A 25,671-nucleotide genomic window follows, 5' to 3' on the forward strand; every position below is an offset into this window, starting at 1 on the left:
GCACTTTTTTATTCGCGCAGAGCGCGATCCTTAATCTTGATTACGGGTTGCAAAAGGTAGTCCATAACTGTTTTCTTGCCTGATAAGATATCCACTTCGGCGATCATCCCGGGGATGATCTCGACGGCAACGCCGCTTGCGTCCAGAATAGCGTGACGTGTCTGGATTTCGATGACGAATACCTCTTCATCATTACGTTCCGGCCTTGTCACCGTGTTCGCGCCTATGCGGGTGATCTCACCATCCAGCGCGCCGTAACGCGCAAAGTCATAGGCCGTAATTTTTACCTTAACAGGCTGGCCTGCGTGCAAAAACGCGATATTTTCTGGGCGAACATAGGCCTCGACCAGAAGCCTGTCGTCTAGTGGAACAATCTCGATCAGCTCTTCGCCGCTGCGTGCCAAACCGCCAATCGTTGTCCGGTGAACTCGATTTACGATTCCCCGCACCGGTGATCTGATCTGTGCGCGATCCGCGCGGTCTTGCAAGGCCGGCAAGGACGGCCGAAGTGCTGCTAGTTCGGCTGTCGAGACTGCTAGGTCGGTCAGAGCCGCGCTCCGGAACCTGCTATGCGCGGCTTGAATACGATCGTCGATTTCTTCCAGTCCGGTTTTCAACCTTTTGGTCACTGCAACTGCACGGACCTTGCGACCCTCCCATTCGGCGGAACTGCGGCGCAGCGACAAAAGCGTTGTCGCAGGTTCCATTCGTTTTTCCACCAAGGGGGTCATGATGGCGCGTTCTTCGGCCAGGATCCCAAGCGTTTCTTCGGCTGTCACTTGGTCCACCAGTCCTTCCTCATACTCGCGGTGGCGCTGCTCACGCTGTCGCTCCAGAATGGCAACTTCAGCAGCCAGTTCCGCCTGACGACCCTGATACAAAGCAGTTTCGGATCTGACGACTTCTGGCGCGCCTTCAATCAGCTTTCCTGAGAAGGTAAGCTGGGTGCCGTCAATCTCTGCCTGCAATCGTTGGGCACGAGCCATTAATCCATACGCGCGCTGTTGTTCCTGGCTCAACTGACTGTCGATTTGCGTTGTGTCGAACTCCATCAACAGTGTTCCCTTGTCGACAACCAACCCTTCCGCGACGTGCAAGGATTGCAATACTCCGGGTTCTGTTGCCTCGATTAGTTGAACGTCTGCCGACGGCACAATCCGCCCGTCCACGCGGGTCACGTCGTCCAGTTCCGTCATATAGGCCCAAAGCCCGGCGGAGACGAGACAGGCAAGGATAACAAGCAACAGGAGAGACCCCCCCAACGGAGATTTTCCCCGCATTTCTCTTGCCATAATGGCAAGGTCAGGATGCCGCGACATTCAGATGCCTCCCTGTTGAGTGCGCGCGCTGGGTCAGCATGCTTTTTGGACCGTCTGCGCCGACCCGGCCGCGTTCGATAACAATGACCCTGTCGACCAGATCAAGCAGGCTGCTCCGATGTGTGACGATAACCATTGTGGCGTCATTGGTTTCTTGCTTCAGACGCTTGATAACTTCGGCTTCGGTCTTCACGTCCATTGCACTGGTAGGTTCATCCAACAGCAACACTGGTGGGCGTCCAATCAACGCGCGGGCAAGCGCGATGGCTTGACGCTGGCCGCCCGATATTCCTTCGCCACGTTCTGCCAGTTGTTGGTCATAGCCGTTGGGGCAATGCGCGATAAAATCTTCAACCCCGGCCACCTGGCCGGCTCTGATCAAATCTTGATCCCTGGCCCGGATCGCACCGCTGGCAATGTTTTCGCGAATTGAGCCGGAAAAAAGCCAAACGTCCTGCAAAACCGAACCGACATTGCGACGTAGGTCGCCAGGGTCAATCTGACGGATATCGACCCCATCCAGCAATACCGAACCGGTTCTCGGCTCGAATAAACCGAGCATCAAACGCGCGATGGTGCTTTTCCCAGATCCGATCGCGCCCAGAATGGCAACTTTTTCACCCGGCTCTATGTCGAATGAGACACCAGAAAGCGCATCATCGGCTTGTTCAGGATAGGCAAAATGCACATCTTTAAAAGAGATGCGGCCTTCAACATGTGGTCGACTGATCCAGTTGCGTCCTTCGGGCCGCTCATTTTCCGCCTGCATCAAAGCGTTCAGATTTCGATACGCGCTGCGCGCCTGGTTCACACGTGTGAGTGTTTGGGCAAGCTGCCCCAATGGCGCCAGCGCGCGTCCAGTCAGCATTACCGACGCGATTAACGCACCCATACTTGCCCGCCCTTCAGTGATCAGGAACACGCCGAAGAAGACAATCAGGACTTGCGCCGCCTGTTGCGTGAAGCCCGTCAGATTCAATGCGAACTGGGTAACTGTTCGGCTGCGGACTCCATGCGAGGACTGCCGCTCGATAGCATCTTCCCATCGCGCCCGCATTTGTTTTGCCGCTGCAGTTGTTTTGATGGTTTCAAGACCGGAAACCGTCTCGACCAGTACGGATTGTTTTGACTGACCGTCCGCAAAGCTTTTTTCGGCCAAGCGCGATAATATTGGTTGCACTACCAGGCCCGCAATCAAAACAATCGGAACGGCAAGGGCAGGTATCAGCGCCAGGGGTCCACCAACGAGGTGAATGACCAATATAAAGAGGGCGATGAAGGGCAGGTCCACGAGGGCGACCAGAGTTGCCGATGTAAAAAACTCGCGCAGAGTTTCAAATTCGCGGATTGTGCTGGCCATAGCACCGGTCGATCCGGTCCGCGATTTCATTTTGATGTTCAAAACCTGGTCAAAAACGCGCCGCCCCATAAACAAATCGGCCTTTTGCCCGGCCCGATCAATAAAGCCAGCGCGCAAGAGTTTGAGGGCGAAATCGAAAGCAAGGGCAAGACCAACCCCTGCGGTCAGTGCGATAAGGGATTCCGTCGCCTCATTCGGAAGAACCCTGTCATAGACGACCATGATGAAAACGGATGTGGAAAGGCCCAGGAAATTAGCTACCGCCGCAGCAAGCACCACTTGCGCATAAGACCAGCGGTTTGCCAACATGGCCGACCAAAACCAATGCCCGGATGCGGTCTTGTTTCGGCCCTGCGTTTCCTCGTTGTGTCTGCGCCGAAACAAAAGTGCGTAACCGGTGTAGCGATTTCCTATAACTTTCTCTTCAACCTCTCCGATGCCTTCACCCATCTCCGGGTCGAAAATCAGAAGATGGCCGCTCTTGGTACGCCCGTGAAACACAACTGCTTTTTCGTCCTCCAACAGAAAAATTGCTGGGACCAGTGAGTCATCGAAATCCACAACTCTTTGCGACCCAAACCCAGCCTGCAACCCGGCATGGCGCGCCACCTCAATCGCCTCGCGTTGGGTCAAATGGCCTGTGGTGCCGGATTGCGCTGCGTGAAGTGCCCCGACCGTAAGTGAGCGATCAAGATGCGCGGCGACGTGCAGCAGGCAGGTTTCTAACGGAGAAAGCTCTTGTTTAGGTGTTAAAGGTTTCAACGCGGCCATGAATCTACACCTTTGTTTGCAATTGAAATACCGAGATAATCCAGGATGTCCCCGGTCAGACTGAGGGCGGCGTAGTTTGTAAGGAAGAAGCTTTGTTCCGCCAAAATCAGCCTTTGCTGCGCGTTCACATAGTCTCGCTGGGCATCCAATATCTCGACCAAGCTGCGTCGGCCGATGGTGAATTGAGCCCGCGCAGCTTCCACGCTTTCGGCGTTAGCCTGGGCAGCTAAACGAGCCGCCTGCAGGCGAACCGCTCCCGCGTCCTGATCTGACCGGATGAACTCTAACTCGCGGCGGATTTCTCGAATTAACGTCTCACGGGCGAATTCGGCCTCTTTTACCTGAGCTTGGGCCGCAGCTATGGCGGCCTTACGTTGACCGGTGCTGTCCAGTTCATAGTTAACGGACAGGTCGACACCGAAATTAGCATCATTGCTGTCATCGCGATCAGCAAAAGCCGCGATCTCTACACCTGGCTGCCGCCGCGCAATGGCTGCGGTCTGCTCGGCCTTTGCGGCGATCAAAGCGGCATTCGCACGTCGTACTTGTGGGCTGTCCAAAACGATTTGCGAATCCGTTCTGGCCAATTTGGGCGCAGCGACTGGAGCGGTAAGTGCCCCCGGTGGGCGTCCGAAGACTTCCTGGTACTGTGCCTCGGCCCTGTCTGTCCGGGTTTCTGCATCGGCAAGCTGCGTTCGCGCGTCTGCCATACGCGAGCGTGCGGTCAAAACGTCGGCATTTGAGCCCACGCCCTGCGTGTTGCGTTCCGTGATCTGGCGCACGATCTCGGCGTGCACCTCAACGTTCTGGGTTGAGATTTCCAGGATCTTGCGCCGATCAAGGACCACAACATACGCTTCGATCGCGGCGAGAGCCAACGCCGCTGCGGTTTGCAGCTGACCGCCTCGGCTTTCGAGGACGCGAGCCTGAGCCGCAGCCAGTTCGCCCGACGCAGCACCTCCGTCAAAGACGAGTTGCGAAACGCGCAGATACGGGGTGAAGTCTGCAATATCGGAATTCACACGCTGTGATCGCGCATTAATGCCCATTGATACGCGAGGAAGGAAAGCACCCTTGGCCGCATTTTCGTCAGCGTCTGCGATTTCCAGTCGTGTCGCGCTTTGCGCGAGGTTTGGGTTAGTTTCGACAGCCGCCCGCACCTTTTGACCAAATTCGCTTTGCGTCAGACGTGGAAGGGGCCGCTGCGCGCCAGCCCCAACAGAACCTGCTGACAGTGAAACCTCTACGCCCGTAAGGTCAGGCGGAGGTGCGCAAGCCGCCATTAAAGGAATACACAGACAGGCAAGATACTTTAGGCCAGAGTTGCAGCAGATCAGAGGCATATTCACACCTCACCGGTCACTAAAAGTTCGTCATTATGCGCGTGTGCCATGGCGGTAAGGAAACGCGAAATGTCTGAATTTTCGGTGTATTGCTTTTGAAGTTTTGGCTTTGCCAGCTGCTCCTGTGCCTGCGACAGCCAAGAAATGTGTGATAGTGATACTTGGTGAGCGTGCAGCAATTGAATTGCACCGACATCAAACAACGCAAGCTTCTCTGTCTGCGAAAGAGCCTTCAGGCGTCGGACATCCAGGACCAGGTACCCCGTCGGCAAGGCGACGTTTTCGTAGCTGGTCATTTTTTCAAAAAGACCCATCTCTTGAATGACTTTACACACGGACCGAATGTCCTTTGCCGAAGCCTCTCGTGCTTGGATAAACCTGAGGACGTTTAAAAGTTCAGCGGTCAACTCACCAGCGTCGGTAAAGAACGGTTCGTCCTCCGGAGTGTCAGTGACCAGGCCAGAAGATTCATCGACCTGAAGTTGTGGCTCACAATCCGTTTTACTCGGCAAACCCGCTTGAAAGGGCGGGCACCGTAACGCGGACGGAATGTAGGTGGCCAACCATCGGCCTTCGTCGGACACAAAAGGGGTTGGCGCGTCCGTGTTAATTGACAAAAGCGCTACAGGTTCAATTTCCCCCTCGGATTCGCGAAACAATACCGGGTACGTGGCCGCGACGAGCAGAATTTCTTTCTCGACAATCGAGCAAGCCTGCTGGGTTTCCGCAAAGTGGTAAGATGAAAAACGCTTCCAGTATTTGCCACTGTGCCGCTCATATGTGACTGGAAACAGGCCGTTCTCTGCCATGTTTGATCCTTTGGTGTATGGAGTGGCTGCCGGTTGAAAAGCCGGCAGTCCGTGTTTTGATCAAGCCGTTGCTCCGGTCGGGTCGGCGATCAGGATATTGTCCGCGCTCAATCCGCTAAGGTCGTCCAACCCCGAAAAATGCGCCATGGTTTCAACGGTGGCTGCAGTCGGGGATGAATAGTCGACCCTGACCAGAACGCTGTCGTCTCCATCTGTCGCGAGTACGTAGATCTCGTCACCGGCTTGAAGTCCCGTCAAACTTTCGACGGCAGTTTCAATTGTGTTGATCGACAGGTCGGCCAGAGCTGTGGTCAAGCCGATGACGCCCGTGTTGGCACCAACTGCGCTGCCTACATTTAATGTCTCAACGTCCGTGCCATCGCCACGCAAAGTAGAGTGATCGAGGCCACTGAACATCAACGCATCTGACACATCCGCTGCCGCGCCGAGTGAAAAGCCGGTGATCGTGTCCACTCCGTTAGCCGCAGGGGCGGCTTCGAACACAACGACGTCGCGACCCGCGTCCGAGACATTGACGGCGTCGTCACCGCCCTGACCACGAACAAAGCTGTCCACATCGCTGGCGACCAAAGTGTCATTTCCATCAGTGCCGACTATGACGGTCGTCGGACCCCCATCCGGGGTGGTAAGCGACAGTTCAACCGGTTTGCTGGGGTCCTGAACGGTCATGGTGAACGTTACCAGAGGTTGGTTCAGATCCGTAAAGCTGGTCGCAACACCTGCAAAGTTGACCACGGAGCCCCCAACTGGGTTGGACAGATACAGACCGAAAGCCCCGTTCCCAATATCGGATCCTGCGTCGAAGGTCACAACTGACGGATCAAATCCCAACTCGATCGTCATCGCTAGCCCGCTGGAAACGTCGCGGTCAGCGTCTGCGAAGATTTGGTACGTGATAGTTGAACCGCTCCGACCCGCTTCTGCAATGACATATGCGCCCGGTACATGCGCCGTCGTCTCACCGGTTGCCGGTAAAGGATCAGGGCCGCCGGAAACCGTGGCCTGCGCCTGAAAGTTCAGGTCATCACCTGCTGAAATACCTGTGAAATCCGACGCCGGAACTGCAAGCGACCAGGTTCCATCAGCTGCGACAGTAGCGGTGCCGACAGAGTTACTATTGAGTGTTACGTTCACCGCTTGGCCAGCGGCGAGGCCAACGGATGTTCCAGATACAACAACGCCAGAACTCTGCGCGTCGCCGAGTGAAATTGAGTTGTTCGCCCCTATAGAATTCAGGTCTAACAGCGGCCGGAAATCCGTAGCGAGTGTTGTGGTCGCCGGACTGGCGCTATTGCCGGCCTGATCACTGACCGTTGCAGAAATGGGGAAATTTGTACTGTCCGCCAATCCGGAAAGATCCGCCGCAGGGACAGTGACCGACCAAGTGCCACCAGTGGCGACACCGGTATATGATTGGCCATCCAGCATGACGGTGACTATTTGCCCTTCTTCCGCCGATGTCGCCCCGGAAATGGACAGATCGTTGCCCTTTTCGGAGACGTCCAAAACAGATCCTACAGCCAATGGGTTGATCGTCACAGTTGGTGCTGTGAAGTCTGTTCCAAACCCATCACTCGCGCTGGCGCTGTTTCCAGCCGTGTCTGAAACCGTCGCATTCACACTGTAAATTTCGTCGTCTTGCAGGGCATTTAAGCCGGCCGCCGACGAAACCAACGTCCAGGTGCCGCCACTGACCGTAGTGGTATTGCTCAGGTCTACAGTGCCATCTGCCCTGACGATTTCCACGGTGATGGTGGTGCCGTCCGGGGCATCCGATGTGCCTGAGACCGTCAGATCCGTGCCGCGTTCCGCCAAGTTCATGACCGGGCCGTCGGACAAATTGGTGATGGTGATGGAATGAGGTGAGAAATCAGTGTCAAAACTGCCGCTTGCCTGCAGCGCTGGGTTTCCGGCGGCATCTGTCACGTCTGCAGTCACCGGGATTGTTGCGCCATCGGACAGTGCCGTCAAATCTGCCGCGGGTACAGTCGCGCTCCAGACGCCACCAGCGACGGTGCCAGTATAATCCTGGCCGTTTAACGATACAGTTACGGTCTGTCCGTCCTCTGCATCAGTTGATCCGGTGATTGTCAGGTCCGTATCACGCTCAGCGGCATTCAAGACGGCACCATCAGAGTATCCGTCGATGGTCAAGGTCGGGGCGGTGACATCCTTGGATACGGGTGCATTCGCCTGGTTGGCTGCGAGCCCGTCCGTATTGGATACATTTGCGGTGATGGTGAATGTGCCCCCGTCTGCCAATGCTCCAAGGTCGGCCGCTGGGATGGTCACCGACCAGCTGTTGCCGAACACTGCGCCGATGTAACTCTGGCCGTCCAGCACGACTGTTACTTGCTGGCCGTCTTCTACGTTCCCGGTAATTCCCGAAATTGTTAAATCCGAACCGACTTCTGCCGCGTTCACAGCGGACCCAACTGATAGCGGCGATATGGAAATTGCAGGGCCAGTCAGATCTACCGGAACGGAGGTCATTGCCGGAACCGAAGTGTTTCCTGCTTCATCGCTGACAACGACCCTTATCGACACAGGAGTACCTGAGGGCAGATTTGCGAGATCAGCGGATGGTATAGTGACGCTCCAACTACCGTCAGAGGCGGTTGTCAAATAGGTCTGCCCACCGAATTCGACCATAACTGTCCGGCCATCAGCTGCTGTTGTCGATCCGCTCAGCTCCATATCGTTCTGAACGTCGACCAATTCGATTTTGTCGACGGGGAGAGGGTCCAAGGTAACGGTCGGTGCCGTAAAGTCTGTCTCAATGCTGTCACTGATCTGTGCTGCCGGGTTTCCCGCCATATCTGAAACATCTGCGGTCAACACGATGGTTTCGCCATCCGGCAACGCGGCAAGATCGCTGGCAGGAACAGTGACGGCCCATTGACCGTCGGTCACAGTGCTAGAGTATGTTCCGCCGTTCAGAGTAACCGTCACGGTCTGACCGTTTTCCGCGTTTGTCGTCCCGGAGACGGTCAGATCCGTTGCACTTTCCGCCGCATTTATGACCGCACCGTCCGACAATCCGGAAATTGTCAGAGTAGGGGGTACTGTATCGATGTTGTAAGATACGGTTTCTACCGAAAGTTCTCGCCCGCCGCTGTCCAAGTGACGAACCGTGACGTTCTGAACGCCTTGTGGCAGACTGGCCGCTTCAACAGCTGTCAGCGAAATGCTCCAACTTCCATCGGGATTGAGTGGCACGGACTTGACCAAAGACCCGATCCTAAGTTCCACTGTTTCGGTTCCATCCGGAACCCTGATATTCGCCTCTGTACTGCTGAGCGCTGTGGATTGTGCCTGCGCGAGGTTCAAAACCTGAGGCGGAGCAGGCGGCGCGGGTTGAAAATCACCATCGTCTCCACCACCGCCGCCGCCGGCCCCCGCAGCGGCGGCCCCCGCCAGGCCCAATCCGCCCAATGCAGCCCCGACGCCACTGATGCCGCCGCCCGCCGCAGCGGCACCACCTGCTTCGGCAGCCAGACTGAATTGCGCAATTTCACTCACGGCATTTTCGGCGATCATGATCGCGCCACTGTCCAGAACCTGAACGTTTTCCGCAGCGACAATCATTGTACTGCCATCTATCATCTTCAGCAGAACATCCCCGTTTTTCAGGAGCTTCACTGACTGAACGCCGGGAATCGTTTCTGCAAACTGATAGGCATAAAGCTCTTCTATCGTTGCCTGCGCCAAGGCGGGTAGCGCCATGAGAGTCGAGCCAAGCCCCCCAGCGATACCGCGTCCAACCCAGCGTCGCATCTTGCCATCAATCCACCGGCGAATGTGGTCCTTGCGACCATTGTCTGATCCGGGGTCTGCAGTTTTGGCCTTGGGATCATGTTCTTTGGTCATCTTACCCTCACATGTGATGTCTGTGTCCGCCTGGATGGGCCAGGTTTTGTTCATCAGTCTTTCGCGTTTGTGACTCATGCGGTCGGACCAGGAAAAATTGTGTTAAACTCAAACCGAACTCCTCATTTTCACCACAATTCCGCTTTGGTATCGGGCCGGGCATCGGATCATCCTGCAGTCATTGCCAAGTTTGGCGTGGGGTGATGTAGTATGATGCTTCAGTTCGAAAGCGTGGTTGCAACAGGGAGCGCAGCGCTCGATTCAGGTATCCGTGATACGGCTTTAAAAACGCTTAACGGGGCCACGTATCTGTACAGTTTGACCGGCCCCGGAGGCGGTGTTGCGGTCTGGAAGCTTGTTGATGGCGCTGTGCCGCAACTGGTCGATACCGAGTATTTCAGTGGTTCGATCACGTTTCAGGTGGGCAGCATCGGAACACCGGTCTCATTTGGTGGTGGTAATCAGCTCGTTTTGGATATCGACACTGCAAATGGGCTTGTGGGATATGATTTGAACGCGGATGGGACCGTTGGATCCTTGCGGGAAACCGGGACATTGACTGGCGGCGGTGACATTTCAGCCCTGGTGAAACTGTCGACCGGGTCCGGCGATCTGCTGATGATGGCGCATGAAGATACCGGGCGGATTGTCACCTATACCGTGAACGGGGACGGCACGTTGACGTCCTCGGGCGTGATCGTGGCACGATCTGATTCGATGCAGTCATTGAGCATTGGCGCAGACAACTTTGTTATTGCGGCCGACGGGGCCAGCAACACTGTCTCGACCTACAGGGTTGATGGGGGAACTGCAGCCATAGCAGTGGTAGACAACAGCGAGGTCCTGACGACTTTGGGAATTGCTGCGCCCACGGCGGTCGAAGTGATACAGGCATATGGCAAGTCCTGGGTGGTGGTCGCGGGGGCTGAAAGCAACTCTCTCAGTGTGATGGAATTGGCCGCCGATGGCCGTCTAATCCCAACCGATCATGTGCTGGATTCGCTGCACACACGGTTCGAGTCGGTTCAGGATCTTTCAGTGGTTGAGGTCAATGGGCATGTGTTTGTTGTCGCGGGCGGTGGCGATGATGGAATAACCTTGTTCGCCATGACGCCCGGCGGACAATTGGTGCATTTGGACAGTTTTGCCGATACGCTCCAAAGCGGTGTGCAGAATGTGGAGTCGTTCGGCGTCGCGCGGGTCGGTGATGAGTTGCAGATTCTGGTCGCGTCGCAACAGGATGCGGGGCTGACCCAACTTACGGTGGATGTCGCGGATCTGGGCGTCGTGCGTAGTGGCCTGGAAACCGTTAACGGGACCGTCGGTAACGATATACTCAGCGGCAATATCCTTCCGACGACCCTTATTGGTGGGGCCGGGGATGACATATTGATTGCGGGTTCGGCCGCGACCACAATGACGGGCGGGTCCGGTGCCGACATCTTTGTCATGCAATACGGAGCGGAAACCACCACAATCACGGACTTTCAGGCCGGTATCGACCGGTTGGACACATTCGACTATCCGCTGCTCAGAACGCCCGGACAGTTGACTTTTACCGTGACGGCACAAGGCGCTCGAATTGAATACTTCAATGAGACAATATTCGTGAACTCCGCCTCTGGTGGTCCGCTGACCAGCGCTCAGGTGTTTGGCGCGGGTTTTGGCGGCCCCGATCACATTCCCGTCGATTTCGGCGATTTCGGGGGGCTCGATCCGGGCAGTTCCGATGGGGTTTTGGGGGATGTTTCAATTAACTCAGAAACCGCCAACCCCAGCCTCAGCGACGCAGAAATCAGCTTCACCCCAAATGGCGGAGCTACAATCACTGTACGTGCAGACAGCAATGGACGGTTCGATTTGAATTTACCGTCCGGCACTTTTGAGGGCGAGTTTGACGTCATCAAGACCTATTCCACTGCGAGCAAGGACATCAACGCATTGGACGCGCTGCAGGTTTTGCGAATTTCGGTCGGACTGGACCCGACATGGGGACCGGCCTCGCCGGAGAATTTGATAGCGGCAGATTTCAACCGGGATGGTTCGGTGAATGCGCTCGATGCATTGTCGATTCTGCAAGTAGCAGTCGGACAGCCGACAGCCGTTCCCCCGGGATGGGTTTTCATCGACAGTGACGCGGACCTTTCAGGGATCACGCGCACCGATGTTTCTTATGATACCGGGGCCAATGTAGTGGCTGTGGATGGCTTGATTGCTACCGACATGACCTCGATCCTGCTGGGCAACCTCGAAGCGCCTTAGTGCGGCCGGGCGGTCACTCTCGGAACGCCCGGTTGAAGTAATCTGCCAACGGTTTCACCAGATAGGACAGGGGCGTACGTTCATCCGTCTTGATCAATGTTTCCACTGGCATGCCGGGCAGCAATTCCTGCCCGTTCAGACGATCGACTTGCCCGTCCTGTGGTACGACCTCGGCGCGATAGAATGTCTGGCCAGTGTTTTCGTCTGTAAATGTATCTGCCGAGACATTGATCACCTGTCCGTCAATTTCAGGCGTTTCACGTTGATTGAACGCGGGAAACCGCAACAAAACCGGCTGGCCAACATGCAACTGGTCTACGTGAATTGCATCGACGCGTGCGGCCACGACCAGGGGCGTATCCTGCGGCACCAGATACATCATCGGTTCCGCAGGTTGGATCACAGACTGCAGGGCAAAAACCTGGCTGCCGTATACCGTTCCTGAAACAGGGGCGCGGATATCCAGTCGTGACAAACGAGTGTCCAGCGACAGGCGGCGCTCGGCCAGTTCTGAAATCTGGGATTGAATATCTCGCAGTGTCGAGATGGCTTCTTCTCGCCGTGTCGCCTCAAGCTCAAGGATTGCAATTTCGGTCGCAGATATCTCGCCTCTCAGGCGCGCAGCGGCAGCTTCCAACCGGCCGATATCACCGGTAAGGCTGGCTTCTTCGCGCTGAAGGGCGGAAACACGGCTGGCCTGAGTGAGGCCGCGCTGAAGCAAGCTTTGTTGATCATCAAGCTCGGCCTGAATCAATTCGACCTGACGCCGCAGTGAAACAAGCTGCGCTTCGGTACCGCCGATTTCGCTTTCGATTTGAACGGTCTGTTTGCTCAATTGCTCTGTTTGCTGGTTCAGTGTGTTCAAGCGCGCCTCGAACAGGCGTTGCTGACCTGCGATCAGATCAGGGTCAATATTTTCCTGTTGCAGAATCTCGGCCAGCCGGGCGGCCAGAGCTTCGGCATTTGTGCCATCGCGCTCGACTTCCAAACGGGCCCGGCGGGCCAATAGTTCGAACAGCTGGGCTTCGACAATGGTTTTCTCAGACGACAGAAAAGTGTCGTCCAGTCGCAACAGCAATTCGCCACTGTCCACGGCATTGCCATCGCGCACATAGATCTCACCAACAACGCCGCCGTCGGGGTGTTCAATAACCTGACGGTTGCTTTCGACCTCGATAATGCCTTGCGAGATGATAGCCCCGGCCAATCGCGTGTTGACGGCCCAAACACCCAAGCCGCCAACAAGGATGCCAAGGGCTGCAAAACCAACCAGGGCAGGGATCGTAATGCGCCACACCGGCCGCGGATTATTTGTTTTGTCCTGCATCAGTTGCCTGCCTTGCTGAGGTTGCGCTGGATCGATCCGGCGTTTTGTACGACTGCGCCCAGAACTTCATCCCGTGGACCAGATTTGACAACCTGTCCGCGCTCGACCACCGCAAGATCATCACATTCCGAGATCGCCTGCGGACGGTGCGTCATAATGATTGCGGACTTTCCTGCGGCCTTGAGTTCGCGAACGGCGGCGTTCAGCGCCTCGGTCCCATCGGCATCCAGCGCCGAGTTCGGTTCGTCAAGGATCAGCAACACGGGGTCTCCGTACAGCGCGCGCGACAATGCGATCCGCTGTTTTTGACCACCCGACAGCTGACTGTCATTGCCTTCCAGAATGGTGTCGTAGCCTTTTTCCAGCGTCAGAATCAGCTCATGCGCATTGGCCTTCTTGGCAGCTGCTACAACGGCTTCAGGGTTTGGGTCTTCGGACATGCGTGCGATGTTTTCGGCAACAGTTCCGTTGAACAACGTAACTTCTTGCGGAAGGTACCCGATATGCTGACCCAGATCAGTCGGGTCGTATTGATCCAGCGTTGCACCGCCCAACCGGATCTCGCCCGCGGCAGGATGCCAAATACCCAAAAGCGCCTTGGCCAAGGTGGATTTTCCGGACCCGCTTTTACCGATGACGCCAAGCGCCCGCCCGGGCTCGAGGTTCAACGACACGTTACGCAGGGTTGGCGTATCCGCGCCGGGTGGGATGACCGTCAGACCTTTGGCCGTTAGCCGCGCCTGGGGCACAGGCAGCTTGGTGCGCTGTGCTTCGGGCGGCGTGGCATCCAGAAACCGGCTCAACGAGGTCCACGCAGTTCGGGCACGTTCAACGACAGCCCATTGCCCAACGACCTGTTCAACGGGAGCCAAAGCGCGGCCCAATAGGATTGATCCCGCGATCATCGCGCCGGGGGTCAGTTCGTTACGAAGAACCAGCAATGCCCCAAGTGCCAGCATTGCAGATTGCAAAAACAGCCGCAGCGATTTGGTCACGGACGAAAAACTGCCGGTCCAGTCACTGGCAGCGATTGTCTGCTGCAGGGCGTTTGAGCGTTGTCGCTGCCATCTACGCGTGATGTCCTGTTGCATGCCTTGCGAGCGGACGATTTCGGCGGCTTGCCGGGCATGTTCCGAAAAGCTGTTGGCTTTTGCGGACGCGGATTGAGCCAGAGCAACTTTGCGACGGGTCAGTATCTGGTTCAACAACGCGATCACAACCAAAAGCGAACCGCCACCAACGGCCAGCCAGCCCAGAAGGGGATGGAATAGAAAGATCGCCGCAATGAAGATCGGCGTCCAGGGGATATCCATCACAGCCAACAGAACCGGAGAGGAACACAGGTTTTGGATGGATTCCAGATCGCGCAATGCGGTTGCTGGCGCTGCCCGGGCGCGTGGGTGCAGCGATCGGCGTAGGGTCGCGTCAAACACGCGTTCGTCCAATTGCGATTGAAAACGCGCGCCAAAACGCGCCACGATCCGACCCCGCGCAAAATCGAGCATGGCCATAAGGCCGTACAATAAAGCGACCAGCAGGAAGAGTGCCGCCAAGGTCTCGACCGCTCGGGATCCAAGGACGCGGTCATAGACCTGCAACATGAACAAGGGTCCGGTCAGCATCAGCAAGTTGACAAAAATACTGAACAGAAACGCCAGCGCCAGGAATGTGATCCCCTGGTTGCGCGCTGATTGCATTTCATGTCTTGGCTGGGTGGCCCTGCGGTTCTCAATATTCACGAACGAAGCTTCTCGTTTTTGTTGCTCGGGTTTCGAATGGGCTAGCATTCGCGCGCATCCTAGACTGATGTCTCAACAGTGGAAATGCATGCCGTCGCGGATTGTCCATATGCCGCCGACCGAGTTCGTAATCGACGTATTGAATATAGCGCATTGGCATCAAACTCGCCTGTTGATTGAAACGGTATTCTCTTGATCTTCACGTAGCGCAATCGAGGCAGAGTCCACATGGCAAACATCTCAAGCCCTGCGAACCGCGCGCTTGTCATCGTCGCGTTTGATGACGTCGATGCGGTGATACCGCAATGGTTTCAACAAGCTGGACAACTGAACTGCACCTGATCGGGAAAACGGACAATGTTCTGCGTCACGGGACGCACGACGGTGCCAAATTGGGTGCGCTGAACACAGGGGTGGTACTTCGGTCGAAAATGTGGACAAGGCGATCAGGGCGGGGCGTGAAGGGGCCGAAACTATAGTGCAACATTGGGGAGGGCGGGGCTGGCGTCAGGCTATTTGCGATCCTTTGCCCAAACCTTCGACGGATCGTGGGATGACTTGGGCAAAGTTCACCTGACCGATGATGTAACCGGGCAACTGGATTACAGTTTTGAAGCCGAAGAGTGTGTTCGCCAGCCCGTCAGCGGTTTTCGCCCAATACCTTGATCGCCCCCAGAAGACGGGCGATTTCCTGCTCCGTGTTGTAGTGACAGAAGGAAATGCGAATGCAATCTGACAGGTCCAACGGCGTAAGAACGTTGCCGGAATAGTGATCGGCCTTTCGCGTATGGGTCCGAATGCCCTGTTGATTCAATACCTCGACTACGTCTTCGGATGCATACCCCTCGACCACGATTGACACCAGTCCTTCGCGTGCCGGGTTATCGGCGCCCGCCAAAATGGTCACGTGGTCCATATCACGCAGTCCTGGCAGATTGCCTGTGCCGTTGATTGCAGTATTGGTCAGGTGTGTTTCATAGGCGTGAATGGCGCGACCTGCAGCCTCGATCCGCTTGCGCGGTTCGGTCTCATCCGAGACTTCGCTACCGAGCCAGTCAAAATATGCCACTACGTCCGAAACAGTTGCGTAAGATCCCGCGTCACGGGTCCCGAACTCCCACCCGGTTGCGGGTGCGTCGATCAACATGTCATGCGGCAAAGCGCTGAGTTTGTCAGAAACCCAGGCGATGCCATATCCGTGACGCGAAAACACTTTATAGGGCGAGATCGCGTAGCCATCGACATTATAGCCATCCAGATCCAGTTGCCCGTGGGCAGCATGCTGAATGCCGTCGACGATGATCAAACAATCCGGTGCCACAAAACGGATCGCCGCGGAAATTGCAGCTACGTCCATACCCATGCCTGTCACGGGGGACGCATGCAGGATCGTTGCCACTGCGACATCTGGCGTCATCAGCGCGGTATAGTCATCGGCCGTAACCAATCCGGTGTCGTTGCCGTGGGGCACATTCACATACTCCAGCCCTGCGATTTCAGCCCAGCGGCGTGCTGCGCTTCGGGTGGCCGGGTGCTCGATGGATGACCCTATCACTTTTGACCCTTTGGGGGCGACCAGGCACGCGGTGCGGATCATGCGAAATAGCAGCTCGGTTCCGCTTTCACCTGCGAAGAACTGCCCGGAAGATGCGTTCATGAACACGGCCAGGTCGTCCTTTGCCTTGTTAATAACGCCTTGGGTTCCCTGACCTGCCGGATTCATGCGCCCGGGATTGTCTGGGATTGCTGCATAAAAAGCCGAGGTTTCAGCGACGGATTTCAATGTCAGTGCTCCGCCCGCATTCTCGAAAAAGATGCGTTCGCCCTGAAACGGGCAAGTGCCGACATGGGCGAACCGGTCGCGGATGGCGTCGATGAGGGCAGGGTTGTCTTGGATCATAGATTTGTCCTGTGCATAGTCAGAGCGCGGTTCACGATCGTGCGGCGGAGCTTGGCCGCCGCGATAAGGCTTTGTTCGGAAAACCGTCGACAGAGTCATCGAAAATTCCGCGAACTGATTTGATCAGGCCGCATGCTGCCATCCTGTCAAGCGACAACGCGATATGATTGCGCTGCACCGTCGTTTTTTGTCGTTATCGAACTATTCTTTCATAAAAATTTTTGCGCTTATTACCGGGAGATCCAGATGAGAATGGCATCTTCTGTTGGCTCGTGTGTGTGGTGAAACAGGCGATATGTATCGTGAACGGTTTCATATCCTCGACAAAGGTTTTTGTCAGCTTTAGCATACTTACCGCAGGGTGTTTTTCACGATGATCGGGCACTATCCTGCCGTTGGGTGATACGCTGGTTTTCTAAAAATATATTATATAATCAACAAGTTGATCAGAGTTTATCTATTTACTAAAAATTTAGTTTGACAGGTGCGCAGAAAATCGCTGATGCTGTCTGCTATCCGGTTTGCGCCGGAAAACCATAATTTTTTGGGAGGAAAGAGATGCGGAGACATCTACTTTCCGCAGTGGCGGCTGTTGCCGTCATTGCGGGGCACGGTCCCGTTTGGGCCGACGAAGCCGCAGCACAACGTTGGATCGACGATGAATTCCAGCCATCGACCTTGTCGAAAGACGAACAGATGTCGGAAATGCAGTGGTTCATCGAAGCTGCACAGCCTTATGCTGGCATGGAAATCAACGTCCTGTCCGAGGGTATCCCGACACATTCCTATGAATCCGAGGTCCTGACCAAGGCGTTCGAGGAAATCACCGGCATTAAGGTTAATCACCAGATCCTTGGTGAGGGCGAAGTGGTTCAGGCGGTTCAGACCCAGTTGCAGACAGGCCGGAACCTGTACGACGGTTATGTCAACGACAGTGACCTGATCGGCACGCATTCGCGTTTGCAGCTGGCCTATCCGCTGACCGACATGATGGGTGGCGACTGGGCCGGTACGACCTCACCGACGCTGGATCTGGATGACTTCATGGGCATTCAGTTCACCACCGGTCCGGACGGCAAGCTGTATCAGCTGCCGGATCAGCAGTTCGCGAACCTCTACTGGTTCCGCAAGGATTGGTTCGATGATGAGGCCAACAAAGCCGCGTTCAAAGAGAAGTATGGCTATGACCTGGGCGTTCCGGTCAACTGGTCAGCTTACGAGGACATCGCAGATTTCTTCACCAACGACGTAAAAGAAGTCGACGGCACCACGATCTACGGTCACATGGATTACGGCAAGCGTGCGCCCGACCTGGGCTGGCGTATGACTGATGCATGGCTGTCGATGGCTGGTGCAGGTGATAAAGGCGAGCCAAACGGTATCCCCGTCGACGAATGGGGCATCCGCATGGAAGCGGGCACCTGTAACCCTGTTGGCGCTTCGGTGTCGCGCGGTGGTGCTGCAAACGGTCCGGCCGCGGTCTACGCAATCCGCAAATGGGATGAATGGCTGCGGAACTATGCGCCTCCGGGGGCTGCGTCTTATGACTTCTATCAGTCGCTGCCGGCGCTCAGCCAAGGCAACGTGGCCCAGCAGATCTTCTGGTACACAGCCTTTACCGCCGACATGGTGAAGCCGAAGTCCGAAGGCAACAACACCGTGGATGACGAAGGTACGCCGCTGTGGCGGATGGCGCCAAGCCCGCACGGCCCCTACTGGGAAGACGGTCAGAAGGTTGGTTATCAGGACGTGGGTTCCTGGACCTTCTTGAAGTCGACCCCTGCGGATCGTGCTCAGGCGGCTTGGCTCTATGCCCAGTTCGTGACGTCCAAGACTGTCGATGTGAAGAAGTCCCATGTGGGTCTGACCTTCATCCGCGACAGCTCGGTCAACCACGAGTCGTTCACCGAACGCGCACCCAAGCTGGGTGGTCTGGTCGAGTTCTACCGCTCGCCTGACCGTGTGGCATGGTCGCCGACCGGCATCAACGTGCCGGACTATCCGAAGCTGGCCCAGATCTGGTGGCAGCAGATCGGTGACGTGAACTCGGGTGCCTTCACCCCGCAAGAGGCGATGGACCGTCTGGCCGAAGAGATGGACATCACCATGGCCCGCATGCAGGCCGCGGATGAAAGCGCCGGTGTCTACGGTGGTTGTGGTCCCCGCTTGAACGAACCGCAGGATGCGTCGTTCTGGTTGGAAAAAGCAGGCTCGCCCAAAGCCAAGCTTGAGAACGAAAAGCCGCAGGGTCAAACCGTCAACTACGACGAACTGGTTCAACGCTGGCAGTCTCAGTAAGCCATTGAAACCCGGGGATGCCGTTTCAGGCATCCCCACCTCAAGACCAGTGCGACGCACTGAAGAACCGGAACCCACGGACATGATCGAACTACAAGATGCCACCAAACGCGTTGGCAACGTTATCCATATCAAGCCCACGACCCTGACGCTGCAAACCGGCCATTTCAATGTGCTGCTGGGCGCGACAGGATCGGGCAAAACCTCTCTGATCAAGATGATGGCCGGGCTGGACCCGATCGCCTCGGGCAAGGTGTTGATGGACGGGCAGGACGTCACAAGGCTGAACACGCAAAAGCGACAGATCAGCCTCGTGCACCAGTTCTTCGTGAACTATCCGCATATGACTGTCTTTGACAACATCGCCTCGCCTTTGCGTGTGGCTGGAATGGCGAAATCCGAGATTGAAGGACGCGTGGAAGAGGCCGCCGACTTGCTGCAGCTGCGCCCGATGTTGCATCGCCGACCGCATGAGCTGTCAGGCGGCCAACAACAACGTACCGCGTTGGCCCGAGCCATCGCAAAAGAAAGCAGAGCCGTGTTCCTCGATGAACCGTTGGCCAACCTGGATTACAAGCTGCGCGAAGAACTGCGCGAGCAGCTACCCGACCTGTTTGCCGGTCGTGGGGCGGTGGTGGTTTACGCCACCTCGGAACCCGAAGAGGCGCTGCTTTTGGGTGGATATACCGCCCTTATGGAAGACGGTCGCGTTACGCAATTCGGCCCGACTGCTGATATCTATCGCAACCCTGAGAATATTGCCGCTGCGCGCGTGTTCTCAGACCCGCCGATCAATGTGGCCCGTGTCACCGTGTCAGCTACGCAGGCACAGCTTGCAGGCGGCGGCTGGGCGGTTTCGGATTTGGCGGACGGCGAGTACATGGTTGCAGTACGACCGCACCGAGTGACTCCCACCCGCACCTCGGATGCCGATGTGGAACTGACAGGTCGTGTGATTGTCACAGAGCTATCGGGTTCCGATTCCAGCGCGCATTTCCAGCACGGGGATGATGCTTGGGTCTCTTTGGCGGCTGGCGTGCACCCTTATCGGGTGGGCGAAGATCACCGATTTTATATGAACCCGGCCCATTGCCGGTATTTCGGCCAAGACGGCAAAAGGGTGGCCTGACATGGCACAGATCAAGCTTTCAAACCTCAAACACAGCTACATGCCGACGCCGGCAGGTCCGGAAGACTATGCGCTGAAGGAAATCGACGTGACATGGCGCGATGGTGGGGCATATGCACTGCTGGGACCGTCGGGTTGCGGCAAGTCCACGTTGTTGAACATCATCTCGGGCTTGTTGATGCCGTCCGAGGGCCAGATCCTGTTCGATGATCGCGACGTGACAGCTCTGCCGCCTGACCAGCGTAATATCGCGCAAGTATTCCAGTTCCCGGTGATCTACGATACGATGACAGTAGGCGAGAACCTGGCGTTTCCGCTCAAAAACCGAGGAGTTGATACGGCGACGATCAAACGTCGCGTCGATGAGATTGCCGAGATGCTGGATGTCACTGAGTTGCTCAAGACCCGAGCGTCAGGACTCAGCCCAGACAATAAGCAGAAAATTTCGATGGGCAGAGGTCTGGTCCGCGACGACGTGAATGCGGTTATGTTCGACGAGCCGCTGACTGTGATCGATCCCCACCTGAAATGGAAGCTGCGGTCCAAGCTGAAAGAACTGCATCAGCGCGTGCGGGCCACCATGATCTATGTGACCCACGATCAGACCGAGGCGCTGACCTTCGCAGACGAGGTGGTCGTGATGCAGGACGGCGAAGTGGTTCAAATTGGCACGCCTGTTGAGCTGTTCGAGCGGCCTCAGCACACTTTTGTTGGCCACTTCATTGGCTCACCTGGCATGAACGTCTTGCCTTGCGAGGCTAGGGGCGACCGCGCCGTTTTCGAAGGCCACGAAGTGATGTTGGAAGGTCCGACCCATGGTGACGGCGGTCGCACCGATCTGGGCATCCGCCCCGAATATGTTGGGTTCGGTGACACCGGTATCCCGGCTCATGTGACAAAGGTTTCGGATATTGGCCGTCACTACGTAGTAAGCGCCATGGTAGGTAACACGGCCCTGAAAGCAGTAACTGAACACAGTGTTCCGGAACCGGGATCACAAGTCTTCCTGCAATTCAAACCTGAACAATCGCGCGTCTACCGCGACGGCTGGATCGTAAGCAAGGAGCGGGCACAATGAGAACAGAAAACCAAAAAGCGTGGTTCTTTGTCCTACCAGTTCTGGCCCTGGTCGCGTTCAATGCACTGGTGCCGATGATGACGGTGGTCAACTATTCGGTGCAGGAAACCTTCGGCAACAACCAGTTCTTCTGGGAAGGGCTGGGTTGGTTCGAACAAATCCTGCGGTCAGACCGGTTCCAGGCCGCACTTGGACGGCAGTTCCTGTTCACTTTCCTGATCCTGCTGATTGAGGTGCCCCTGGGCATCATCGTGGCCCTTTCGATGCCGCGCAAAGGGTTCTGGGTTCCTGTCTGTCTGGTTCTTATGGCTCTGCCGATGCTGATCCCGTGGAATGTAGTCGGGTCGATGTGGAATATCTTTACCCTGCCCAAGATCGGCTTGCTGGGCTATTTCCTGAATGACGTTCTGGGCATCAACTATGACATGACGCAGCAGCCGCTGTCGGCGTGGATCACAGTCGTCATCATGGATGTCTGGCACTGGACCTCATTGGTCGTACTGCTTTGCTATGCTGGCCTCGTGTCGATCCCGGACGCCTATTATCAGGCCGCCAAGATTGACGGCGCCAGCCCGTGGTCGGTGTTCCGCTATATTCAGCTGCCCAAGATGAAGACGGTTCTGACCATCGCCGTGCTGCTACGATTCATGGACAGTTTCAACATCTATACCGAACCCTTCGTTCTGACCGGAGGCGGCCCCGGCAATTCAACCACTTTGCTGTCGATCGACCTTGTGAAGATCGCTTTGGGACAGTTCGACCTTGGCCCTGCGGCGGCGATGAGCCTGATCTACTTCGCAATCACGCTGCTGGTGTCTTGGGTATTCTACACTCTGATGACAAAGGATGACGCGCAATGAAGAAGCGGTCCCTTATTCCGATCCTCTATATCGCGTTCCTCATGCTGCCGATCTATTGGCTGGTGGCGATGTCCTTCAAGACGACAAACGAGATCCTGTCGGGCTTTTCCCTGTTTCCCCAAACCTTTACGCTGGAAAACTATATCACCATCTTCACGGACCCGACGTGGTACTGGGGCTACATCAATTCCATCGCCTATGTGACTATCAATACGGTGCTTTCTGTCTGTGTGGCCTTGCCCGCCGCCTATGCGTTCTCGCGTTATCGGTTCCTTGGCGACAAACAGTTGTTCTTCTGGTTGCTGACCAACCGGATGGCCCCGGCTGCGGTCTTCGCGCTGCCCTTCTTCCAGCTATATTCGTCCATCGGTCTGTTCGACACATATCTGGCCGTGGCACTTGCCCATACACTGTTCAACGTGCCGTTGGCTGTTTGGATTCTGGAAGGTTTCATGCGCGGCATTCCCAAAGAACTGGATGAGACCGCCTATGTGGATGGCTATTCGTTCCCACGTTTCTTCGTGACGATTTTCCTGCCGAACATCAAAGCGGGTGTTGGTGTCGCGGCCTTCTTCTGCTTCATGTTTTCGTGGGTCGAGATGCTGTTGGCCAAGACCCTCACTGCGGTAGAGGCTAAACCCATCGCGGCCGTGATGACGCGTACTGCCTCCAGCGCCGGGTACGAGCTGGGCCTGCTGGCCGCTGCCGGAACCCTGACCATCATCCCCGGAGCCATCGTCATTTGGTTTGTCCGCAACTACATCGCGCGCGGTTTCGCGATGGGTCGTGTGTGAGGTTCGATATGCGTAAACTTCTTCTCATCCTCCCCTTCCTACCCACGACGGCCTTGGCTCAGGCTCAGACCGGATGGGGCAACGTTGGCCAACAAGAGGAAAAGGGATTTTCCTGGACCGACCCTTTGTGGCCCGATTTCTGGATGGCCTGGACGCCTGCGACACTTGCAGTTTTCGTTGGGATATTCTCAGCCATCGCGCTGATTGGCGTTCTAGAAGGCTTCAAATATCGCGACGGGATTGAACGGCGCGGCGTATTGGGTCTGACCACCACGCTCGGCGATCGTCTCTTCATCACGCTTCTCGGGGCTGCCTACATCTTTCTGGCCTGGCTCGGATTGGTTGGGCAACCGGTTTGGACGCCGCTGTTTTTGTCCATCGGTTGGGGCATCTTCGTCTTCTGGAAAGTTTAGGCTTTGCGAAACAGTGAAAGGATGCTTGTCTGTCAGGCATACTAAAAAATGGCGACACCGAGACTGATGCGAAAGAAAAAAACTACAAACTTGCTGACCGAAGTGGAACTTGAGTTCATGAATGAACTCTGGGCGCTGGGTCAGGGCTCAGTCCGAGATGTTCTTGATCGTTTGGCGCCAGATCGAAATCTGGCCTACACATCCGGCGCAACAATTTTGCGCATTCTCGATGAAAAGGGATTTGTAGAAAGCGAAAAGAACGGCAAATCGTTGATTTATAGGCCACTTCTGGAAAAAGACAGGTATCAGTCGCGTTCGCTGCAAAATCTCTCCCGAACGTTATTCGACGACACCCCCGCAACTTTGGTTGCAAGGTTGGTCGACGATGCGGGGCTGACAGAAGATGATCTGGAGGAAATTCGAGCACTGGTAGAGAGGAGACTGCAAAATGACGGCGGTTAAACCGGTTCTCGACGCTTTTCTCGAGTTAAATGTTGTACTTGGATTGTCGGCACTTATCTGGCTGGCGGTGCGCGTCGTGTTCGCGCGATCGTCTATGCGATATGGGTTTGTTGCACAACTTCGATCGCTCAAAGCACTTTGTATTTGTGTTGTGCTGAGCCCGGTGCTGGCAATGGGTGTCTCGGCCTTTATCGGTTTTCTGTGGCCTGGACGCGCAGTCGCACTGGGGGATCTGGCCGTGGCTGCCTACTTGCGTGGTGATATTGCCATGCCGGCTGCGCAGTTCGAAACCCTGCTAAACACGCGCGAACGTTGGCTTGATCACGTTCTTTCTGGTTCGTCTGTCCTTGTAACATGCGTTTTGATTGCATTCGCCCTGGTGTCGACTTTCTTGACAATTCGTGTGCTTCGCGATGCATGGGCAATTCGCAAAACCGTGAGATCCAGCTTTCTTTGGCGGCGGTCGTCGAAGGTAGACATTCGTTTGTCGGACCGGATAAACGTACCCTTCGCTGTGCGCGGCCTACGTCGCCGCCACGTCGTCTTACCCAGCCATTTGCTAAATACACCGCGTGAATTGCGGTTCGCTCTGGCACACGAATTTCAACACATCCGTGCCATGGATGTGGAGTGGGAGCTGGGCTTTGAGCTGATGCGCCCGCTACTGTTCTGGAACCCGGCATATCTGGTGATTAAGCACCAGTTTGACCGACTGCGCGAGTTGGCCTGTGACCAATCCGTTGTCTCGCGTAAGGGGATAGACGCCAAAGACTATACGGCCTGTTTGCTGGATTACTGTTCGCGATCTCTTACAATGAACTGCCCACGCATTCTTCATGTGGCCTTGGTGAACGGGACAAAAGCAAAGCATGTGTTGCGTTTGCGTGTGATTGCCTTGACCGAAGCGTCGACGGCAAGTCCTCCTCTGCCTGCCGTATTTCTTGGGATGACCCTAGCATTGGCAACCATTCTTGCCATCAGCTCGGCGTCAGTACGCCAAACTCAGGATTGGAGCCACGATCGCTTGATGCTGTCGACAGTTGTTAATCTGGAACGGCTTGAGGCTCGCACTCAGGGGAATTGATATGCGGTGATGCTCTCCGGCCAGGGTTGGAGAGACGGATTGCCGTTTCATGCGCACGATGTTCAGCGCCGGGAAATTTTGGCCCGAGGCTAGGGCATGTTGAGTTCCTGATTTTGCGTTAAAGCGGGGCAGGGGTGCCCGTTTTAACGCAACCAGGCAGAGCTATGTCGTTTCACCAACGTACAACCGCTTGCGCAACCGGCATGGTGTTGCCTTGCGGGCCCGAACCCAGTGCGAGTTGCACGCTTCCCAAAGAATGGACCGGAAATAAAACGAGAGTCTGACGCAAATACTCAGACTCTTGAATGATCCCCTATAGGTTGTGTATTTTTTGCCACAACGTGGCAGCCAAACGCGGGCAACCCTGCAGTCAGATTGACTGCAGAGATCAATAAAATAGAAGTGGATCAATAATTTATGGTTTGAGGCTTTGAGTTTTTTATGAGCGCTGTTTTGCCCTCTTTAGGTGTACATCTTTTAGCGGATTTCTTCGATTCAACTGAACTTTATGATCCTGCCCCAGCTGAAGAAGCTCTGACACGCGCGGCTATTGCAGCCAAAGCGCATGTCCTTGACGTCGAAACTCATGATTTCGGACAACGTGCAGGGTTTACCGGGGTGGCTTTGTTGGCTGAGTCCCATATCTCGATCCACACTTGGCCCGAGCATGGTTATGCCGCCGTTGATATCTTCATGTGCGGCGACGCCGAGCCGCAGCGCAGCCTGGATGTACTGAAATCCTATTTCCGCCCGCAGCGCATTGAGGTGCAATCCATCAAACGGGGCCTGATCGGACAAAACGTGCCGCGGCTGGCTATCGCCGGCAGTTGAA

The 25,671-nt window shown here is 55.9% G+C and carries 18 protein-coding genes; 10 read left to right on the forward strand and 8 right to left on the reverse strand.

The window, feature by feature from the left end; genetic code table 11:
* Positions 1 to 8: 8 nt before the first annotated feature.
* From AC2FD9_RS11405 to AC2FD9_RS11425, 5 genes are all read right to left on the reverse strand, one after another.
* Positions 9 to 1,319 carry an HlyD family type I secretion periplasmic adaptor subunit gene (locus AC2FD9_RS11405; protein WP_496836928.1) on the reverse strand — a complete coding sequence of 437 codons (1,311 nt, stop codon included), beginning with the start codon at positions 1,317 to 1,319 and terminating at the stop codon, positions 9 to 11.
* Positions 1,303 to 3,450, reverse strand: a complete 2,148-nt coding sequence (locus AC2FD9_RS11410; protein WP_496836930.1) for a type I secretion system permease/ATPase — start codon at positions 3,448 to 3,450, stop codon at positions 1,303 to 1,305. The genes AC2FD9_RS11405 and AC2FD9_RS11410 overlap by 17 nt, the downstream gene beginning before the upstream one ends.
* Complete coding sequence (locus AC2FD9_RS11415; protein ID WP_496836932.1) at positions 3,438 to 4,733, reverse strand: TolC family protein; 1,296 nt, start codon at positions 4,731 to 4,733, stop codon at positions 3,438 to 3,440. Before AC2FD9_RS11415 ends, AC2FD9_RS11410 begins: the two co-directional genes overlap by 13 nt.
* 62 nt (positions 4,734 to 4,795) lie before the next feature.
* Positions 4,796 to 5,602 (reverse strand): SapC family protein, encoded by an 807-nt coding sequence (locus AC2FD9_RS11420; RefSeq protein ID WP_496836934.1) that lies wholly within the window; start codon positions 5,600 to 5,602, stop codon positions 4,796 to 4,798.
* 60 nt (positions 5,603 to 5,662) lie between these two features.
* Positions 5,663 to 9,571 (reverse strand): Ig-like domain-containing protein, encoded by a 3,909-nt coding sequence (locus AC2FD9_RS11425; RefSeq protein ID WP_496836935.1) that lies wholly within the window; start codon positions 9,569 to 9,571, stop codon positions 5,663 to 5,665.
* Between the two features lie 135 nt (positions 9,572 to 9,706).
* Between AC2FD9_RS11425 and AC2FD9_RS11430 the strand changes: the two genes are divergently transcribed.
* Positions 9,707 to 11,755 carry a dockerin type I domain-containing protein gene (locus AC2FD9_RS11430; RefSeq protein WP_496836936.1) on the forward strand — a complete coding sequence of 683 codons (2,049 nt, stop codon included), beginning with the start codon at positions 9,707 to 9,709 and terminating at the stop codon, positions 11,753 to 11,755.
* Between the two features lie 13 nt (positions 11,756 to 11,768).
* Here AC2FD9_RS11430 and AC2FD9_RS11435 read toward each other — a convergent pair whose 3' ends face one another.
* The 3 genes from AC2FD9_RS11435 to AC2FD9_RS11445 all read right to left on the reverse strand — a co-directional run bounded on the left by AC2FD9_RS11435 (position 11,769) and on the right by AC2FD9_RS11445 (position 16,721).
* The gene (locus AC2FD9_RS11435) at positions 11,769 to 13,082 is read right to left on the reverse strand and encodes an HlyD family type I secretion periplasmic adaptor subunit (RefSeq protein ID WP_282169471.1); all 1,314 of its coding nucleotides are present in this window, start codon (positions 13,080 to 13,082) and stop codon (positions 11,769 to 11,771) included.
* Positions 13,082 to 14,779, reverse strand: a complete 1,698-nt coding sequence (locus AC2FD9_RS11440) for a type I secretion system permease/ATPase (protein WP_496756068.1) — start codon at positions 14,777 to 14,779, stop codon at positions 13,082 to 13,084. Before AC2FD9_RS11440 ends, AC2FD9_RS11435 begins: the two co-directional genes overlap by 1 nt.
* 682 nt (positions 14,780 to 15,461) lie before the next feature.
* Positions 15,462 to 16,721 carry an aminotransferase class V-fold PLP-dependent enzyme gene (locus AC2FD9_RS11445; RefSeq protein ID WP_472725055.1) on the reverse strand — a complete coding sequence of 420 codons (1,260 nt, stop codon included), beginning with the start codon at positions 16,719 to 16,721 and terminating at the stop codon, positions 15,462 to 15,464.
* Positions 16,722 to 17,279: 558 nt separating this feature from the next.
* On the opposite strand from AC2FD9_RS11445, the gene AC2FD9_RS11450 reads away from it, so the two are divergent.
* From AC2FD9_RS11450 to speD, 9 genes are all read left to right on the forward strand, one after another.
* Positions 17,280 to 19,019 carry an ABC transporter substrate-binding protein gene (locus tag AC2FD9_RS11450; RefSeq protein WP_058274618.1) on the forward strand — a complete coding sequence of 580 codons (1,740 nt, stop codon included), beginning with the start codon at positions 17,280 to 17,282 and terminating at the stop codon, positions 19,017 to 19,019.
* A gap of 82 nt (positions 19,020 to 19,101) precedes the next feature.
* Entirely contained in the window at positions 19,102 to 20,148 is a 1,047-nt protein-coding gene (locus AC2FD9_RS11455; RefSeq protein ID WP_496836938.1) for an ABC transporter ATP-binding protein, read from the forward strand.
* Position 20,149: 1 nt separating this feature from the next.
* Positions 20,150 to 21,226 (forward strand): ABC transporter ATP-binding protein, encoded by a 1,077-nt coding sequence (locus AC2FD9_RS11460; RefSeq protein ID WP_496836940.1) that lies wholly within the window; start codon positions 20,150 to 20,152, stop codon positions 21,224 to 21,226.
* Positions 21,223 to 22,086 (forward strand): carbohydrate ABC transporter permease, encoded by an 864-nt coding sequence (locus AC2FD9_RS11465; protein ID WP_058274620.1) that lies wholly within the window; start codon positions 21,223 to 21,225, stop codon positions 22,084 to 22,086. The genes AC2FD9_RS11460 and AC2FD9_RS11465 overlap by 4 nt, the downstream gene beginning before the upstream one ends.
* Positions 22,083 to 22,880: a carbohydrate ABC transporter permease gene (locus AC2FD9_RS11470; protein WP_058274621.1), complete on the forward strand. Its 798-nt coding sequence runs from the start codon at positions 22,083 to 22,085 to the stop codon at positions 22,878 to 22,880. The genes AC2FD9_RS11465 and AC2FD9_RS11470 overlap by 4 nt, the downstream gene beginning before the upstream one ends.
* Positions 22,881 to 22,888: 8 nt before the next feature.
* The gene (locus AC2FD9_RS11475) at positions 22,889 to 23,293 is read left to right on the forward strand and encodes a DUF2160 domain-containing protein (protein ID WP_058274638.1); all 405 of its coding nucleotides are present in this window, start codon (positions 22,889 to 22,891) and stop codon (positions 23,291 to 23,293) included.
* Positions 23,294 to 23,359: 66 nt separating this feature from the next.
* Positions 23,360 to 23,755, forward strand: a complete 396-nt coding sequence (locus AC2FD9_RS11480; protein ID WP_113790821.1) for a BlaI/MecI/CopY family transcriptional regulator — start codon at positions 23,360 to 23,362, stop codon at positions 23,753 to 23,755.
* Positions 23,742 to 24,839, forward strand: a complete 1,098-nt coding sequence (locus tag AC2FD9_RS11485; protein ID WP_058274623.1) for a M56 family metallopeptidase — start codon at positions 23,742 to 23,744, stop codon at positions 24,837 to 24,839. The genes AC2FD9_RS11480 and AC2FD9_RS11485 overlap by 14 nt, the downstream gene beginning before the upstream one ends.
* A gap of 441 nt (positions 24,840 to 25,280) precedes the next feature.
* Positions 25,281 to 25,670, forward strand: a complete 390-nt coding sequence (gene speD / locus AC2FD9_RS11490) for an adenosylmethionine decarboxylase (protein ID WP_496836941.1) — start codon at positions 25,281 to 25,283, stop codon at positions 25,668 to 25,670.
* Position 25,671: the final 1 nt, after the last annotated feature.

Source organism: Ruegeria sp. YTSC230 (genome assembly GCF_059609665.1).

Excerpts from the sequence above, each read along its gene's own strand:
- AC2FD9_RS11405 (WP_496836928.1), bottom strand. The coding sequence starts at position 1,319 with ATGTCGCGGCATCCTGACCTTGCCATTATGGCAAGAGAAATGCGGGGA.
- AC2FD9_RS11410 (WP_496836930.1), bottom strand. The coding sequence starts at position 3,450 with ATGGCCGCGTTGAAACCTTTAACACCTAAACAAGAGCTTTCTCCGTTA.
- AC2FD9_RS11415 (WP_496836932.1), bottom strand. The coding sequence starts at position 4,733 with ATGGCGGCTTGCGCACCTCCGCCTGACCTTACGGGCGTAGAGGTTTCA.
- AC2FD9_RS11420 (WP_496836934.1), bottom strand. The coding sequence starts at position 5,602 with ATGGCAGAGAACGGCCTGTTTCCAGTCACATATGAGCGGCACAGTGGC.
- AC2FD9_RS11425 (WP_496836935.1), bottom strand. The coding sequence starts at position 9,571 with ATGAGTCACAAACGCGAAAGACTGATGAACAAAACCTGGCCCATCCAG.
- AC2FD9_RS11430 (WP_496836936.1), top strand. The coding sequence starts at position 9,707 with ATGCTTCAGTTCGAAAGCGTGGTTGCAACAGGGAGCGCAGCGCTCGAT.
- AC2FD9_RS11435 (WP_282169471.1), bottom strand. The coding sequence starts at position 13,082 with ATGCAGGACAAAACAAATAATCCGCGGCCGGTGTGGCGCATTACGATC.
- AC2FD9_RS11440 (WP_496756068.1), bottom strand. The coding sequence starts at position 14,779 with ATGCAATCAGCGCGCAACCAGGGGATCACATTCCTGGCGCTGGCGTTT.
- AC2FD9_RS11445 (WP_472725055.1), bottom strand. The coding sequence starts at position 16,721 with ATGATCCAAGACAACCCTGCCCTCATCGACGCCATCCGCGACCGGTTC.
- AC2FD9_RS11450 (WP_058274618.1), top strand. The coding sequence starts at position 17,280 with ATGCGGAGACATCTACTTTCCGCAGTGGCGGCTGTTGCCGTCATTGCG.
- AC2FD9_RS11455 (WP_496836938.1), top strand. The coding sequence starts at position 19,102 with ATGATCGAACTACAAGATGCCACCAAACGCGTTGGCAACGTTATCCAT.
- AC2FD9_RS11460 (WP_496836940.1), top strand. The coding sequence starts at position 20,150 with ATGGCACAGATCAAGCTTTCAAACCTCAAACACAGCTACATGCCGACG.
- AC2FD9_RS11465 (WP_058274620.1), top strand. The coding sequence starts at position 21,223 with ATGAGAACAGAAAACCAAAAAGCGTGGTTCTTTGTCCTACCAGTTCTG.
- AC2FD9_RS11470 (WP_058274621.1), top strand. The coding sequence starts at position 22,083 with ATGAAGAAGCGGTCCCTTATTCCGATCCTCTATATCGCGTTCCTCATG.
- AC2FD9_RS11475 (WP_058274638.1), top strand. The coding sequence starts at position 22,889 with ATGCGTAAACTTCTTCTCATCCTCCCCTTCCTACCCACGACGGCCTTG.
- AC2FD9_RS11480 (WP_113790821.1), top strand. The coding sequence starts at position 23,360 with ATGCGAAAGAAAAAAACTACAAACTTGCTGACCGAAGTGGAACTTGAG.
- AC2FD9_RS11485 (WP_058274623.1), top strand. The coding sequence starts at position 23,742 with ATGACGGCGGTTAAACCGGTTCTCGACGCTTTTCTCGAGTTAAATGTT.
- speD (WP_496836941.1), top strand. The coding sequence starts at position 25,281 with ATGAGCGCTGTTTTGCCCTCTTTAGGTGTACATCTTTTAGCGGATTTC.